Below are 13,952 nucleotides of genomic sequence, written 5' to 3' on the forward strand. Positions count from 1 at the left end.
AAGGCAGAAAAGAAAAACCCCGGCCTGGGCCGGGGTTTTGTCATCACTCGTCGAGGAAGGAGCGCAGGTGCTCGCTGCGAGTCGGGTGGCGCAGTTTTCGCAACGCCTTCGCTTCGATCTGACGGATCCGCTCACGCGTTACGTCAAACTGCTTGCCCACCTCTTCGAGGGTGTGGTCGGTGTTCATGTCGATACCGAAACGCATGCGCAGCACTTTGGCTTCGCGTGCAGTCAGGCCCGAGAGCACGTCACGGGTGGCTTCCTTGAGGCTTTCGACCGTGGCCACATCAATCGGGGACTGCATGGTCGAGTCCTCGATGAAGTCGCCCAGGTGCGAATCTTCGTCGTCACCGATCGGGGTTTCCATGGAGATCGGCTCTTTGGCGATCTTCAGTACCTTGCGGATCTTGTCCTCAGGCATTTCCATGCGCTCGCCCAACTCTTCCGGGGTCGGTTCGCGACCCATTTCCTGCAGCATCTGGCGGGAAATACGGTTGAGCTTGTTGATCGTCTCGATCATGTGCACCGGAATACGGATGGTGCGTGCCTGGTCGGCGATCGAGCGGGTAATCGCCTGCCGGATCCACCAGGTGGCGTAGGTCGAGAACTTGTAGCCGCGACGGTATTCGAACTTGTCCACCGCCTTCATCAAGCCGATGTTGCCTTCCTGGATCAGGTCAAGGAACTGCAGGCCACGGTTGGTGTACTTCTTGGCGATGGAAATCACCAGACGCAGGTTCGCCTCGACCATTTCTTTCTTGGCGCGGCGGGCCTTGGCTTCGCCGATCGACATGCGACGGTTGATGTCCTTGATCTCGGCAACGGTCAGGCCGGTTTCGGTCTCAAGGTCGATCAGCTTCTGCTGGCAAGCAACGATGGCGGCGTCCTTTTCACCCAGGGCGGCAGCCCATTTGGTGTTGCGCTTGGCCAGGTCACCGCTCCAGGTCTGGTCGGTTTCGTTGCTGGGGAACATGCGCAGGAAGTCGGCACGCGGCATGCGGGCATCACGCACACACAGCTGCATGATGGCGCGTTCTTGCTGACGCAGACGGTTCAGTGCATCACGAACACGTTCTACCAGCACCTCGAACTGCTTGGGTACCAGCTTGATCGGCATGAACAGGTCGGCGAGGGCTTGCAGGGCCTCGATGCTTTCCTTGTGGGCACGACCGTTCTTCTTCACGACCTTGACAGTCGCCTGAAGCTGGTCGGATACCGCACCGAAACGCTGGGCTGCGACTACCGGGTCCGGACCGCTCTCGGTCTCTTCCTCGTCGTCACTGCCTTCGGACTCTTCCTCTTCGTCGTCGGACTCTTCCTTCGCGGCTGCGGCCTTGGCGCCAGGGATCGGCACCTCTTCGGTCGGCGCGGCGATGTTGTCGTCAGGGTCGATGTAGCCGCTGAGCACGTCGGACAGGCGGCCACCCTCGGTGGTGACGCGGTCATATTCGCTGAGAATGTAATCGACAGTACCCGGGAAGTGGGCGATGGCGCCCATCACTTCACGGATGCCTTCCTCGATACGCTTGGCGATTTCGATCTCGCCTTCGCGGGTCAGCAGCTCGACGGTACCCATTTCGCGCATGTACATGCGCACCGGGTCAGTCGTGCGGCCGATATCGGTTTCAACTGCCGCCAACGCAGCAGCGGCTTCTTCGGCCGCGGCTTCGTCGGTGTCGGCTTCCGCCAACAGAAGGGCATCCGCATCCGGAGCACTCTCGAATACGTTGATCCCCATGTCGTTGATCATGCGGATGATGTCTTCCACCTGTTCAGGATCTGAAATATCCTCAGGCAGGTGGTCGTTGACCTCCGCGTAAGTCAGGTAGCCCTGCTCACGACCGCGGGTGATCAACTCTTTGATACGAGACTGCTGTTGCGCTTTTCCGGACATAACACCCTATCCACTGAAGGTCTTGGCGGGCAAAAAACAAGCCGAGGATTATACCCGAGCATGGGCCTCACGCGCCAGATGAGGTCGGCGTTTGTGCGGGAACTTTCCGGCTCAGCAAGGCGAGGAGCTGGGTTTTTTCCTCGCTGGTCAATTCACTTTGACGTGATTTCCTGAGCAGTTGTTCCAGGCTGCGCTCGCGTTGGCGGGCGGACAAGCTAGTTATAGTGTCGAAAAACTGTTGTTCAAGGTTGTCGGCCACGATCAGCCATTCCTTTTCCGCCAGGGCCCGCAGCAGGCGGCCCTGTTCGGTGCCATGCCAACGTGCAATCAGCTGCATTGAGCTTAGCCCAGGATTTTTCTGTGCGGCTTCGATCAATGCCACCAACAGCTGGCTGTACAGGTGTTCTTCGTCGGCAAAGTGGCTGGCATCTTCGACCTTTCCGGCCAGCAACGGGTGGTGCAGCAGGGTGCGCAGGGCCGCCAGGGTAGGTGGTTCGACCGGTGCTGGCACGCGCGGTGGCGCTTCGTCACGTTGCTGCCAGGGCTTGCCGCCCTTGCGGTTCTTGTCCCAGGGTTTGTCGCTCCACTGCTTTTTACCGCCGCCCTTGTTCGGCTTCCATGCCGGTTCCTGCTGAGCGGGGGCGAAGTCGTGCTGCGGCGGCATGTCGCCGAAATCAGGGGTGTAGCTGGCCATGGCATCGTAGTCGTAGCCAGGGTCGTAGTCCGGCACGCTACTGGCTGGCGGAGCTTGTTGCGCCAGTTGCTCGACCTGTTGTGGGTCCAGGCCGGTGATTTCTTTCAGGCGGTTGCGCATCAGTTGGCGCAGGTTGGCCCCGGGGATCTTTTCGATCAACGGTGCGGCCAGGGTCGCCATGTGCGCCTTGCCTTCCAGTGATCGCGGGTCGGCTTCAGCGCCCAGTTGCTCGAAGAAGTAATCGGCCAGCGGCTGGGCGTGCTGGTTGATGCGGGCCTTGAAGGCATCGGTGCCTTCGGCACGCACCAGGCTGTCTGGGTCTTCGCCCTCGGGCAGGAACAGGAAGCGCGCGCGGCGGCCGTCCTGCAGGTTCGACAGGGTTGACTCCAACGCACGCCAGGCGGCCTTGCGCCCGGCCTGGTCGCCGTCGAAGCAGAACAGCACGCTGGGCACTACCCGGAACAAACGCTTGAGGTGCTCTTCGCTGGTGGCGGTGCCAAGGGTGGCCACGGCGTTGCGCAGGCCCTGTTGAGCCAGCGCGATGACGTCCATGTAGCCCTCGACGACGATGATTTCGTCGAGGTTGCGGTTGTGCTTGCGCGCCTCGTACAGCCCGTACAGTTCCTGGCCCTTGTGGAACACCGGGGTTTCCGGGGAGTTCAGGTACTTGGGTTTGTCGTCGCCCAGTACCCGGCCGCCGAAGGCGATGATGCGCCCGCGGCTATCACGGATGGGGAACATTACCCGGTCGCGGAAGCGGTCGTAGCGCTTGCCGCTTTCGGCGTTCTCGATCAGCAGGCCGGCATCGATCATCACCTTTTGCTGCAGGGTGTCGGCCCCCAGGTGCTTGAGCAGGTTGTCCCAGCCGGGCGGGGCGAAACCCAGGCAGAAATCGCGGGCGATCTCTCCGGACAGGCCGCGGCCTTTGAGGTAGTCCACTGCGGCCTTGCGGGTCGGGTGGCTGCGCAGGGCCTGGCGATAGAACTCCGAGGCGGCGTCCAGCAGCGGGTACAGTGGCGAGTCGGTTGGCTGGCGAGGCTTCTGGTCGCGGCGCCCTTGCTCGCGGGGCACTTCCATGCCTGCGGCGCGGGCCAGTTCTTCGACAGCCTGGGGGAAGTCCAGGTTGTCGTGGTCCATGACGAAGCCCAGGGCGTTGCCGCCGGCGCCGCAGCCGAAGCAGTAGTAGAACTGCTTGTCGGGGCTGACCGTGAAGGAAGGGGTCTTCTCCTTGTGGAACGGGCAGCAGGCGGAGTAGTTTTTGCCGGTTTTTTTCAGCTGGACGCGCGAACTCACCACGTCGACGATGTCGAGGCGGTTGATCAGGTCGTCAATGAAGCTCTGGGGAATCAGCCCGGCCATGGCAGTCTCGTCATCTGGCAACTGGCAAGTCTAATCGCTCACGCGCCGAATAGGGCGAGTGCTGATTGGGGAAGTGTGAGGGAGTGTGTGCTCGTCGCCAGCCCCTAAGGGCCCGTCAGTCGGACGTGCACGTCTGGTCATACAACAAGAAAGACCAGCTCTGACGTTTCAGGCAGGTTGCCCCGTATGCAGTTCGCATGAGCTTGTGCAGGGCCTTGAGCTAGCTGCTCAAGTTTGAAGCGACCGCTGCCATCGCCCGGTGGTTAACCGGGCAGGGCAGAAGCTTTGCGTAGAACGCCTGTATTAGTACAGACGAACGGCGCGGCGCTGTTCGCGCTGAACTTTCTTGGCGTGACGCTTAACAGCAGCAGCTGCTTTGCGCTTACGCTCTGCGGTCGGCTTCTCGTAAAACTCGCGGCTACGAACTTCAGCCAGTACACCGGCTTTTTCGCAGGAGCGCTTGAAACGACGCAGAGCTACGTCGAAGGGTTCGTTCTCTTTAACTTTGACGGCTGGCATCCAGGGCTACCTTAATTCATTACCGGGGTAGACGTGCTCCTGGCAAAACAAAGGTGTGCTGGAGAACGTCGGTTTTCAAGGGTTGCGGATGTTAACCCTTAGCAAGCCGGAATGCAAAGCCTCTGATCGAAAACCGCTGGTCGGCGTCCGACACGGGGACTATCATGCGCGCCTTCGAATTCAGCCCCCACAAGGGACGAGCCCATGCTAGTACTGGGATTGGAAACATCCTGCGACGAAACTGGCGTCGCATTATACGACAGCGAGCGCGGCCTGCTGGCCGACGCACTGTTCAGCCAGATTGACCTGCACCGCGTGTTTGGCGGTGTGGTGCCTGAACTGGCCTCGCGTGACCACGTAAAGCGCATGTTGCCGCTTATCCGCCAGGTGCTGGAGGAGGCGGGTTGCGTCGCCACCGAGATCGACGCCATCGCCTACACCGCGGGTCCTGGCCTGGTCGGGGCATTGCTGGTGGGCGCCTCGTGCGCCCAGGCGCTGGCCTTTGCGTGGGACATTCCGGCGATTGGCGTGCACCACATGGAAGGCCACTTGCTGGCGCCCATGCTGGAACAAAACCCACCTGAGTTTCCGTTCGTCGCTTTGTTGGTTTCGGGCGGCCACACCCAGCTGGTACGTGTCGATGGTATCGGCCAGTACGAGCTGCTGGGCGAGAGCCTGGACGATGCCGCCGGCGAAGCGTTCGACAAGACCGCCAAGCTGATCGGCCTTAACTACCCCGGCGGCCCGGAAATCGCGCGCCTGGCCGAGCAGGGCGTACCTGGGCGCTTCGTGTTCCCGCGGCCGATGACTGACCGCCCGGGGCTGGAATTCAGCTTCAGCGGCCTCAAGACCTTTGCCCTCAACACCTGGCAGCAATGCAAGAATGCTGGCGACGACAGTGAGCAAACCCGTTGCGACCTGTCCCTGGCATTCCAGCAGGCGGTGGTGGAGACTTTGACCATCAAGTGCAAGCGGGCGCTCAAGCAGACTGGCCTCAAACGCCTGGTCATCGCGGGTGGCGTGAGTGCCAACAAGGCCTTGCGTGCGTCGCTCGAGGACATGCTCGGCAGCATCAAGGGCAACGTGTACTACGCGCGCCCGCAGTTCTGTACCGACAACGGCGCGATGATCGCTTACGCCGGTTGCCAGCGCCTGTTGGCCGGGCAGCAGCAGGACCTGGCGATCAGCGTGCAGGCACGCTGGCCGATGGAGCAGTTACCGCCGCTGTAGTGTTTGATGGCGAACGTTCAGAAGTGCCGTTCGCGCCCCGCGAACAGGTCGCGCAGGTTTTTGCGGTGGCGCCATACGATCAACACGGTCAGCACGGTGATCGGCAGCAAGGCTTCGGGCTCGCGCCAGGCCAGCAATGGCAAGGTCAATGGCGTGGCAATCAGCGCCGCCAGCGAGCTGGTACGGGTGAGGTAGAAGGTCAGCAGCCAGGCGCCGATCGCCAGCAGCGCGGCCGGAAAATACAGGCCCATGAGCATGCCGGCAGCCGTCGCCACGCCCTTGCCGCCCTGGAAACGGAAGTACAGGGGGAACAGGTGGCCCAGTACCGCGCATACGCCCACCCAGGCCTGCGCGTGCAGGTCCAGCCCGGCAAGGCGGGCGAGCAATACCGGCAAAAGGCCCTTGCACAGGTCGCCAAGCAGGGTCAGGATCGCCATTTTGCGGCCCGCCAGGCGTAGCATGTTGGTGGCGCCGGCATTGCCTGAGCCGCTGGAACGCGGGTCCGGGCTGCCCGAAAGGCGGCTGAGGAGAATGGCGAAGGACAGCGAGCCGAGCAGGTAGGCGAACAACGCCAGTAACCAAAACATGCTAACTATTCCGGGCGAGGACGCCCTGATTCTAACGGCGCCAGTCGCCCTTGTCGTGCTGTGGAGAGAAGTGCTTGGACAGAGTGTTCATCGAAGGCCTGGAAGTCGATACCGTCATCGGTGCCTATGACTGGGAGCGGGATATTCGCCAGTGCTTGCGCCTGGACCTGAGCTTTGCCTGGGACAACCGCCCGGCCGCAGCGGGTGATGAGCTGAGCCTGGCGCTGGACTATGCCAGTGTGTCGGCGCGCATCCAGGCGTTTGCCGAGCAGGCGCGTTTCGAGTTGGTGGAAACCTTTGCCGAGCGCCTGGTGGCAACGCTCATGGAAGAATTCCATATCCCTTGGGTGCGGCTGAAGCTGACCAAGCCGGGTGCGGTACCAGCGGCCCGTGGCGGTGTTGGCGTGGAGATCGAGCGCGGATGTCTCTGAGCACGGTTTACCTGGGCCTTGGCAGCAACATCGACCGTGAGGCGCATTTGTGCGCCGGGCTCGATGCGTTGGCGGGCATCCTCACAGACATGCGCTGCTCGCCGGTGTTCGAAAGCCAGGCGGTGGGGATCAAGAGCGGGCCGTTCATCAATTTCGTGGTGACCGGGCAAACCGCGCTGCCGCTGATCGAACTGGACCGTCGATTGAAGTTCATCGAGGCCGAGAATGGCCGTTACGCGCCGGACCGCAAAGGGCTGCCGCTGGATATCGACGTGCTGATGTATGACGATCTGCACGGCACGTTCGATGGGCTGGTGTTGCCTCGGGCCGAGATCCTGAAGAACGCTTTTGTGCTGTGGCCGCTGTCGTTACTGGCCCCTCAGCTGATGCATCCGGGCGCGGGCAAGACCATGGCCCGGTTGTGGCAAGAGGCACAGATTGACCAGGTACTGGCCCCGGTCGCCTTCGAGTGGCGCGGTTTGCAGCTGACCCCCGCTTAAGCCTGTTTCGGCCCTTTCGCGGCTAAAGCCGCGAAAGGGCCGGGAAGGTCAGACGAGTTGGTAAGCCTCAAGCGCTTTCAGCCGCTCGGCTTTGAGCGCTTCGCCCAGGGCCTGGCCAGTCAGCCCGGCCTGTACCAGTGGTTTCACATCCACCGCTCGCGCCGCCGCTGCTGCGCCTCGCAGGTAATCGGCCTGTGGATAACCTTGCTCGCCATCGCCCAGCGCCGCCATCTCGCAGACCACCACAAAGTCCTCGAACCGCTGCGGCCTCCTGTAAACATCGAACTTCTGCAACAGTTCCAGCAGTGCCGTGGCAGGCAGCTCCAGCGCCTGATTCGCCTGCGCCAGGCATTCGCCTGTCAGCAGGGCCAGTTCCTGGCACTCACGCGGTGCCTTCAGACGCTGGTTGACGGCTTTTATCGAGGCCGGTGCCAACCCGCGCAACAGGCAGGCCCAGCGCACGTGCAGGGGCTGTTCATGCGCTGCTGCCTGCTCCAGCGCCGCCAAGGCCTGTGCATCGTCAACAAGCTCAGGCAGCATGGCCGGCAGGGCGTCGCAATCGCGCAGCACCTGGAAGAAAACCTGGGGTTTTGCCTCCATCAGCGCCCGCTCGATCTCCTTCCAGCTGCGCTCGGCAGTCAGCGCCTGCAGTTCGCCAGAGGCACTGATCTGGCGCATCAGTGCAAGCGTTTCTTCGGCAACCCGGAAACCCAGCGGTGCATACCGGGCAGCAAAGCGCGCAACGCGCAGAACGCGCAAGGGATCTTCGGCAAATGCCGGAGAAACGTGGCGTAAAATTCGATTTTCCAGATCGTCTTTGCCATGGTGGGGGTCGTACACCGTCCCCGCTTCGTCCTCGGCCATCGCGTTGATGGTCAAATCACGGCGGATCAGGTCTTCTTCCAGGGTGACGTCAGGGCTGGCGTGAAAAGTGAACCCGCCATAACCGCGCCCGCTCTTGCGCTCGGTACGGGCCAGGGCATATTCCTCACCGGTTTTCGGGTGCAGGAACACCGGAAAGTCTGCGCCTACCGGCCTATAGCCTTTGGCGTGCATTTCTTCGACGGTGGCGCCTACCACCAGCCAGTCGATATCGCTGACGGGGCGGCCGAGCAGGCGGTCGCGCACGGCGCCGCCGACTTTGTAGATGTGCATGTGCAACTCTCCATAACGGCCGACAGGATAACCCGTCGGCCGTTATGGCGGTGCACTAGAGATGGTGAATGACTGCCAGGTCCATGCGCCCGTAGTCCGCACTTTCGCCATGCTCGCCACGGGGTGGCATGTGGTGGGTTTTCATCACTTGCTCGCCCTGCACGGTCTCCAGGTGGATATCGAAGCCCCACAGGCGATGCAGGTGCTTGAGCACTTCCTCGGTAGAGTCGCCCAGCGGTTTGCGGTTGTGTTGCTGGTGGCGCAGGGTCAGCGAGCGGTCACCGCGACGGTCGACGCTCCAGATCTGCACGTTCGGTTCACGGTTGCCCAGGTTGTACTGCGCGGCCAGCAGCTCACGAATCACCCGATAGCCGGCTTCATCGTGAATGGCTGGCACCAGCAGGTCGTCGCGCTGGTCGTCATCAAGGATGCTGAACAGCTTGAGGTCGCGCATCACCTTGGGTGACAGGTACTGCAGGATGAAGCTCTCGTCCTTGAAACTGCTCATGGCGAACTTGATGGTAGATAGCCAATCACTGCCTGCAATGTCGGGGAACCAGTGGCGATCTTCCTCGGTCGGGTTCTCGCACATGCGGCGGATGTCGGTGTACATCGCAAAGCCCAGCGCGTAGGGGTTGATGCCGCTGTAATAGGGGCTGTCGAAGCCGGGCTGGAACACCACGCTGGTGTGCGACTGCAAGAACTCCATCATGAAGCCTTCGGTGATCAGCCCTTCGTCGTACAGGTCGTTCATCAGCGTGTAGTGCCAGAAGGTTGCCCAACCTTCGTTCATTACCTGGGTCTGGCGCTGCGGGTAGAAGTACTGGGCGATCTTGCGCACGATGCGCACCACCTCACGCTGCCAGGGTTCGAGTAGCGGGGCATTCTTCTCGATGAAATAGAGGATGTTTTCCTGTGGTTCGGCGGGGAAGCGCGCATCATCGCGTTCATTACCCCGCTCGGCGCTTTTCGGGATGGTGCGCCACAGGTCGTTGATCTGGCGCTGCAGGTGCTCCTCGCGTTCTTTCTGTCGGCGCCGTTCCTCTTCTGCGGAGATAGGGTAGGGCCGCTTGTAGCGGTCCACGCCATAGTTCATCAGGGCATGGCAGGAGTCGATCAGGTCTTCCACAGCGTCGATGCCGTGGCGCTCTTCGCACTGGGCGATGTACTGCTTGGCAAACACCAGGTAGTCGATGATCGAGCTGGCGTCGGTCCAGGTGCGGAACAGGTAGTTGCCTTTGAAAAAGCTGTTGTGGCCGTAGCAGGCGTGGGCAATCACCAGTGCCTGCATGCACATGGTGTTTTCTTCCATCAGGTACGCGATGCACGGGTCGGAGTTGATCACGATCTCGTAGGCAAGGCCCATCTGGCCGCGGCTGTAGGACTTCTCTGTGCTGAGGAACTGCTTGCCGTAGGACCAGTGGTGGTAACCCAGCGGCATCCCGACCGAGGCATAGGCGTCCATCATCTGCTCGGCCGTGATGACCTCGATCTGGTTGGGGTAAGTGTCCAGGGCGTAACGTTCGGCCAGGCGGCTGATTTCCCGGTCGTAGGTCTGGATCAGCTCGAACGTCCACTCGGACCCGGTGGAAATGGGTTGGCGTCTCTGTGCTCTGGCGGTCATGTGGCTAACCTGCGCTGAAAGAGTTCACGGAAGACCGGGTAGATGTCGCCGGCCGATACCAACTGCTGCTGGGCGAACGTGTCGGGGAATGCTTCGCCGATGCGCTCGTATTCATACCACAGCGCCTGGTGCTCACGGGGAGTGATCTCGACGTAAGTGTAGTACTGCACGTGCGGCATGATCTGCTTGGAGAGGATGTCGCGGCAGATTGGCGAGTCGTCATTCCAGTTGTCGCCGTCCGACGCTTGGGCGGCGTAGATGTTCCAGTCGCTGGCCGGGTAGCGTTCGGCCATGATCTCCTGCATCAGCTTGAGCGCGCTGGAGACGATGGTGCCGCCGGTTTCCCGTGAGTAGAAGAACTCTTCCTCGTCGACTTCCCGGGCGCTGGTGTGGTGGCGGATGAACACCACTTCGATGCGGTCGTAGTTACGCTTGAGGAACAGGTACAGGAGGATGAAGAAGCGCTTGGCGATGTCCTTGGTGGCCTGGGTCATGGAGCCGGAGACGTCCATCAGGCAGAACATCACCGCCTTGGAACTGGGGTTGGGCTGCTTGACCAGCAGGTTGTATTTGAGATCGAAGGTGTCGAGGAAGGGCAGGCGGTTAATGCGTGCCTTCAGGCGCTCGATTTCCTGTTCGATTTCCTGGATATCGGTGAAGTTGTCCGGCTCCTCGACCCGCAGGCGTTCGAGTTCCTTTTGTGCTTCGCGCAGCAGTGCGCGGCTGCTGCCGGTCAGGGCAATACGCCGGGCATGCGCCGAGCGCAGGGTGCGCACGATGTTGATGCGTGACGGATTGCCCTCGTTGGCTATACCTGCGCGTACGGTCTTGAAGGTGTCGGTGCCGGTCAGGTGACGTTTGACCAGGTTGGGCAGTTCGAGATCCTCGAACATGAACTCGAGAAACTCTTCCTGGGTGATCTGGAAGACGAAGTCATCCATGCCGTCGCCGGAGTTGCCCGCCTTGCCGCGGCCGCCGCCACCCCCGCCGCCACCTTGGGGCCTGGGGATATGTTCGCCGGCAGTGAATTCCTTGTTGCCGGGGTGCACAACGGTCTGTTTACCCCCACGACCGTGGTGGAGCACGGGTTCGTCGATGTCGCGGCCCGGAATGCTGATCTGCTCGCCATGTTCCATGTCCATGATGGAACGGCGGCTTACCGCCTCTTCGACGGCTTTCTTGATGTGTTCACGGTACCGCCGCAGGAAGCGCTGGCGGTTGACCGTGCTCTTGTTCTTGCCGTTCAGGCGTCGGTCTATAACGTAGCTCATGGTCCCTCCGGTGACTGGATGCAGCTGCAAGCCACGAGCTTCAAGCTGCAAGAAAGAGCAGCCACCGCGGCTGCAAGCTGTGGCGTAGACAGAAGCGCCGACGCCGGGCAGCTTGCAGCTTGCGGCTAGAAGCTTGCCGCTTTATTGCGATTTCCTGACCCGCAGGTACCATTCCGACAGCAGGCGAACCTGTTTGTCGGTGTAGCCACGCTCCACCATGCGCGTGACGAAGTCGTTGTGTTTCTGTTGGTCTTCCTTGCTGGCCTTGGCGTTGAAGCTGATGACCGGCAGCAGGTCTTCGGTGTTGGAGAACATTTTCTTCTCGATCACCACCCGCAGCTTTTCATAGCTCAGCCAGCTCGGGTTCTTCCCGTTGTTGTTGGCACGGGCACGCAGCACGAAGTTGACGATTTCGTTGCGGAAATCTTTCGGGTTGCTGATACCGGCCGGTTTCTCGATCTTCTCCAGCTCTTCGTTGAGGGCGATGCGGTTGAGGATTTCGCCGGTCTCCGGATCGCGGTACTCCTGGTCCTGGATCCAGAAGTCGGCGTACAGCACGTAGCGGTCGAAAATGTTCTGGCCGTATTCGCTGTAGGACTCCAGGTAGGCGGTCTGGATTTCCTTGCCGATAAATTCGATATAGCGCGGTGCCAGGTACTCCTTCAGGTAGCGCAGGTAGCGTTCGCGCACTTCGGCAGGGAACTGTTCCTGTTCGATCTGCTGTTCAAGCACATACAGCAGGTGAACCGGGTTGGCCGCAATTTCGTGTGGGTCGAAGTTGAAGACTTTGGAAAGGATCTTGAAGGCGAAGCGGGTCGACAGGCCGTTCATGCCCTCGTCGACGCCTGCCGAGTCCCGGTACTCCTGGATCGACTTGGCCTTGGGGTCGGTGTCCTTGAGGTTCTCGCCGTCGTAGACGCGCATCTTCGAGTAGATGTTGGAGTTCTCTGGCTCCTTGAGGCGCGAAAGTACCGTGAACTGGGCGAGCATCTTGAGGGTGTCTGGCGCGCAGTGGGCCTTGGCCAGCGAGCTGTTGATCAGCAACTTGTCGTAGATCTTGATCTCATCGCTGACGCGCAGGCAGTACGGCACCTTGACGATGTAGATCCGGTCGATGAACGCCTCGTTGTTCTTGTTGTTGCGGAAGGTGTGCCACTCCGATTCGTTGGAGTGGGCCAACAGGATGCCGGTGTAGGGAATGGCACCCAGCCCCTCGGTACTGTTGTAGTTACCTTCCTGGGTGGCCGTGAGCAGTGGGTGCAGGACCTTGATCGGGGCCTTGAACATCTCGACGAATTCCATCAGGCCCTGGTTGGCCCGGCACAGCGCGCCCGAATAGCTGTAGGCATCGGCGTCGTTCTGCGGGAATTCCTCAAGCTTGCGAATATCGACCTTGCCGACCAGGGCGGAAATGTCCTGGTTGTTCTCGTCGCCCGGCTCGGTCTTGGCGATGGCGATCTGGTTGAGGATCGACGGGTACAGCTTGACCACTTTGAACTTGCTGATGTCGCCGCCGAACTCCTGCAGGCGTTTGGTGGCCCAGGGCGACATGATGGTGTTCAGGTAGCGCCGCGAGATGCCGTACTCTTCCTCGAGGATGGCCCCGTCTTCGGTAGCGTTGAACAGCCCCAGGGGCGACTCGAATACCGGCGAGCCCTTGATGGCATAGAACGGTACCTTTTCCATCAGCTGCTTGAGTTTTTCGGCCAGCGACGATTTACCGCCGCCCACCGGGCCCAGCAGATAGAGGATTTGTTTCTTTTCTTCCAGGCCTTGGGCGGCGTGGCGGAAATAAGACACGATCTGGTCGATGCACTCTTCCATGCCATGGAAGTCGGCAAAGGCCGGATAGCGGCGGATAACCTTGTTGGAGAAGATGCGCGACAGCCTGGAGTTGGTAGAGGTGTCGATCAGCTCTGGCTCACCGATGGCCAGCAACAGCCGTTCGGCCGCCGATGCGTAGGCACTGCGATCCTCTTTGCACAGCTCGAGGTACTCCTGCAGCGAGAGTTCTTCCTGGCGCGTGGACTCGAAACGTTGTTGGAAGTGGCTAAAAATACTCATGACGTCACCTCGCTCGATACGTGGAGACGACGCCGGATCAGTCAGCTGATGCTGGCATGCAACCGGTTTTGCCGGCTGCTGTATACCCCCCAGAACACCCTGTAACGCTACCGATGACCCGCACGCCGGTGTACCGGCTCTCCCCTTTTTCTGGATGGCCTGCGCTTAAGAATAGTTGGTTATCGGCAAGTTCAAGGGGGAGGGGCGGAGAAGTTGCGAACTACCGTTCGTCAGATAAGCCGCAAGCCCGCACAGGGCGCGGGCTGCAGTAGAAATGAAAATTTTTATTCGGCGGTGCCTTGGGCGATCTCGGCCGGGTAGGTGGCGCGCCACAGTTCAAAGCCGCCGTCCACGCTGTACACGTCGGAAAAGCCCTGGCCGACCAGGTAGGCGGCAGCGCTCTGGCTGGAATTGCCGTGATAGCAGACCACCAGGGTAGGTGCATCGAGGTCGGCGTTGCGGATGAAATCGGCAACCGAATGGTTATCCAGGTGCCGGGCACCGGTGATATGACCGGCGGCGAAGGCTTGGGAGTCGCGAATGTCGACGACGACCGCACCTTCTTGCTTGCGAAGCTCCAAGGCCTGCTCGGGAGGGATGCGCTTGAATTCGCTCATGGGTACT

General features: G+C 61.0%; 12 protein-coding genes. 3 read left to right on the plus strand and 9 right to left on the minus strand.

The window, feature by feature from the left end; translation table 11 throughout:
• Positions 1 to 43 precede the first annotated feature (43 nt).
• The 3 genes from rpoD to rpsU all read right to left on the minus strand — a co-directional run bounded on the left by rpoD (position 44) and on the right by rpsU (position 4,466).
• On the minus strand, positions 44 to 1,894 hold the full coding sequence (gene rpoD, locus CKW35_RS19625) for an RNA polymerase sigma factor RpoD (RefSeq protein WP_016484599.1): 1,851 nt from the start codon (positions 1,892 to 1,894) through the stop codon (positions 44 to 46).
• A 67-nt stretch (positions 1,895 to 1,961) separates the two neighbouring features.
• Entirely contained in the window at positions 1,962 to 3,947 is a 1,986-nt protein-coding gene (gene dnaG / locus CKW35_RS19630) for a DNA primase (RefSeq protein WP_016484600.1), read from the minus strand.
• Between the two features lie 303 nt (positions 3,948 to 4,250).
• A complete protein-coding gene (gene rpsU, locus CKW35_RS19635) occupies positions 4,251 to 4,466 on the minus strand; it encodes a 30S ribosomal protein S21 (protein WP_003255575.1) in 216 nt (71 codons plus the stop codon).
• A 204-nt stretch (positions 4,467 to 4,670) separates the two neighbouring features.
• Here rpsU and tsaD point away from each other — a divergent pair, with 204 nt between their 5' ends.
• Positions 4,671 to 5,696 (plus strand): tRNA (adenosine(37)-N6)-threonylcarbamoyltransferase complex transferase subunit TsaD, encoded by a 1,026-nt coding sequence (tsaD, locus tag CKW35_RS19640; RefSeq protein WP_016484601.1) that lies wholly within the window; start codon positions 4,671 to 4,673, stop codon positions 5,694 to 5,696.
• A 17-nt stretch (positions 5,697 to 5,713) separates the two neighbouring features.
• Here tsaD and plsY read toward each other — a convergent pair whose 3' ends face one another.
• Positions 5,714 to 6,283 carry a glycerol-3-phosphate 1-O-acyltransferase PlsY gene (gene plsY / locus CKW35_RS19645; protein WP_095116671.1) on the minus strand — a complete coding sequence of 190 codons (570 nt, stop codon included), beginning with the start codon at positions 6,281 to 6,283 and terminating at the stop codon, positions 5,714 to 5,716.
• A 74-nt stretch (positions 6,284 to 6,357) separates the two neighbouring features.
• Here plsY and folB point away from each other — a divergent pair, with 74 nt between their 5' ends.
• Together folB and folK are read left to right on the plus strand one after the other, a co-directional pair.
• On the plus strand, positions 6,358 to 6,714 hold the full coding sequence (folB, locus tag CKW35_RS19650; protein ID WP_016484603.1) for a dihydroneopterin aldolase: 357 nt from the start codon (positions 6,358 to 6,360) through the stop codon (positions 6,712 to 6,714).
• Positions 6,705 to 7,214 carry a 2-amino-4-hydroxy-6-hydroxymethyldihydropteridine diphosphokinase gene (gene folK, locus CKW35_RS19655; RefSeq protein WP_016484604.1) on the plus strand — a complete coding sequence of 170 codons (510 nt, stop codon included), beginning with the start codon at positions 6,705 to 6,707 and terminating at the stop codon, positions 7,212 to 7,214. The genes folB and folK overlap by 10 nt, the downstream gene beginning before the upstream one ends.
• Positions 7,215 to 7,262: 48 nt before the next feature.
• Here folK and CKW35_RS19660 read toward each other — a convergent pair whose 3' ends face one another.
• From CKW35_RS19660 to glpE, 5 genes are all read right to left on the minus strand, one after another.
• Positions 7,263 to 8,369, minus strand: a complete 1,107-nt coding sequence (locus CKW35_RS19660; protein WP_016484605.1) for a multifunctional CCA addition/repair protein — start codon at positions 8,367 to 8,369, stop codon at positions 7,263 to 7,265.
• Between the two features lie 55 nt (positions 8,370 to 8,424).
• A complete protein-coding gene (locus CKW35_RS19665) occupies positions 8,425 to 9,993 on the minus strand; it encodes a SpoVR family protein (protein ID WP_016484606.1) in 1,569 nt (522 codons plus the stop codon).
• The gene (locus CKW35_RS19670; RefSeq protein WP_095116673.1) at positions 9,990 to 11,264 is read right to left on the minus strand and encodes a YeaH/YhbH family protein; all 1,275 of its coding nucleotides are present in this window, start codon (positions 11,262 to 11,264) and stop codon (positions 9,990 to 9,992) included. The genes CKW35_RS19665 and CKW35_RS19670 overlap by 4 nt, the downstream gene beginning before the upstream one ends.
• Before the next feature lie 141 nt (positions 11,265 to 11,405).
• The gene (locus CKW35_RS19675; RefSeq protein ID WP_016484608.1) at positions 11,406 to 13,328 is read right to left on the minus strand and encodes a PrkA family serine protein kinase; all 1,923 of its coding nucleotides are present in this window, start codon (positions 13,326 to 13,328) and stop codon (positions 11,406 to 11,408) included.
• 284 nt (positions 13,329 to 13,612) lie between these two features.
• The gene (glpE, locus tag CKW35_RS19680; RefSeq protein WP_095116675.1) at positions 13,613 to 13,945 is read right to left on the minus strand and encodes a thiosulfate sulfurtransferase GlpE; all 333 of its coding nucleotides are present in this window, start codon (positions 13,943 to 13,945) and stop codon (positions 13,613 to 13,615) included.
• Between the last annotated feature and the right edge of the window lie 7 nt (positions 13,946 to 13,952).

The sequence above is a fragment of the Pseudomonas sp. Irchel 3F3 genome (genome assembly GCF_900187545.1).
In the GTDB taxonomy this organism is placed as follows: domain Bacteria; phylum Pseudomonadota; class Gammaproteobacteria; order Pseudomonadales; family Pseudomonadaceae; genus Aquipseudomonas; species Aquipseudomonas fortuita.

Excerpts from the sequence above, each read along its gene's own strand:
- rpoD (WP_016484599.1), bottom strand. The coding sequence starts at position 1,894 with ATGTCCGGAAAAGCGCAACAGCAGTCTCGTATCAAAGAGTTGATCACC.
- dnaG (WP_016484600.1), bottom strand. The coding sequence starts at position 3,947 with ATGGCCGGGCTGATTCCCCAGAGCTTCATTGACGACCTGATCAACCGC.
- rpsU (WP_003255575.1), bottom strand. The coding sequence starts at position 4,466 with ATGCCAGCCGTCAAAGTTAAAGAGAACGAACCCTTCGACGTAGCTCTG.
- tsaD (WP_016484601.1), top strand. The coding sequence starts at position 4,671 with ATGCTAGTACTGGGATTGGAAACATCCTGCGACGAAACTGGCGTCGCA.
- plsY (WP_095116671.1), bottom strand. The coding sequence starts at position 6,283 with ATGTTTTGGTTACTGGCGTTGTTCGCCTACCTGCTCGGCTCGCTGTCC.
- folK (WP_016484604.1), top strand. The coding sequence starts at position 6,705 with ATGTCTCTGAGCACGGTTTACCTGGGCCTTGGCAGCAACATCGACCGT.
- CKW35_RS19660 (WP_016484605.1), bottom strand. The coding sequence starts at position 8,369 with ATGCACATCTACAAAGTCGGCGGCGCCGTGCGCGACCGCCTGCTCGGC.
- CKW35_RS19665 (WP_016484606.1), bottom strand. The coding sequence starts at position 9,993 with ATGACCGCCAGAGCACAGAGACGCCAACCCATTTCCACCGGGTCCGAG.
- CKW35_RS19670 (WP_095116673.1), bottom strand. The coding sequence starts at position 11,264 with ATGAGCTACGTTATAGACCGACGCCTGAACGGCAAGAACAAGAGCACG.
- CKW35_RS19675 (WP_016484608.1), bottom strand. The coding sequence starts at position 13,328 with ATGAGTATTTTTAGCCACTTCCAACAACGTTTCGAGTCCACGCGCCAG.
- glpE (WP_095116675.1), bottom strand. The coding sequence starts at position 13,945 with ATGAGCGAATTCAAGCGCATCCCTCCCGAGCAGGCCTTGGAGCTTCGC.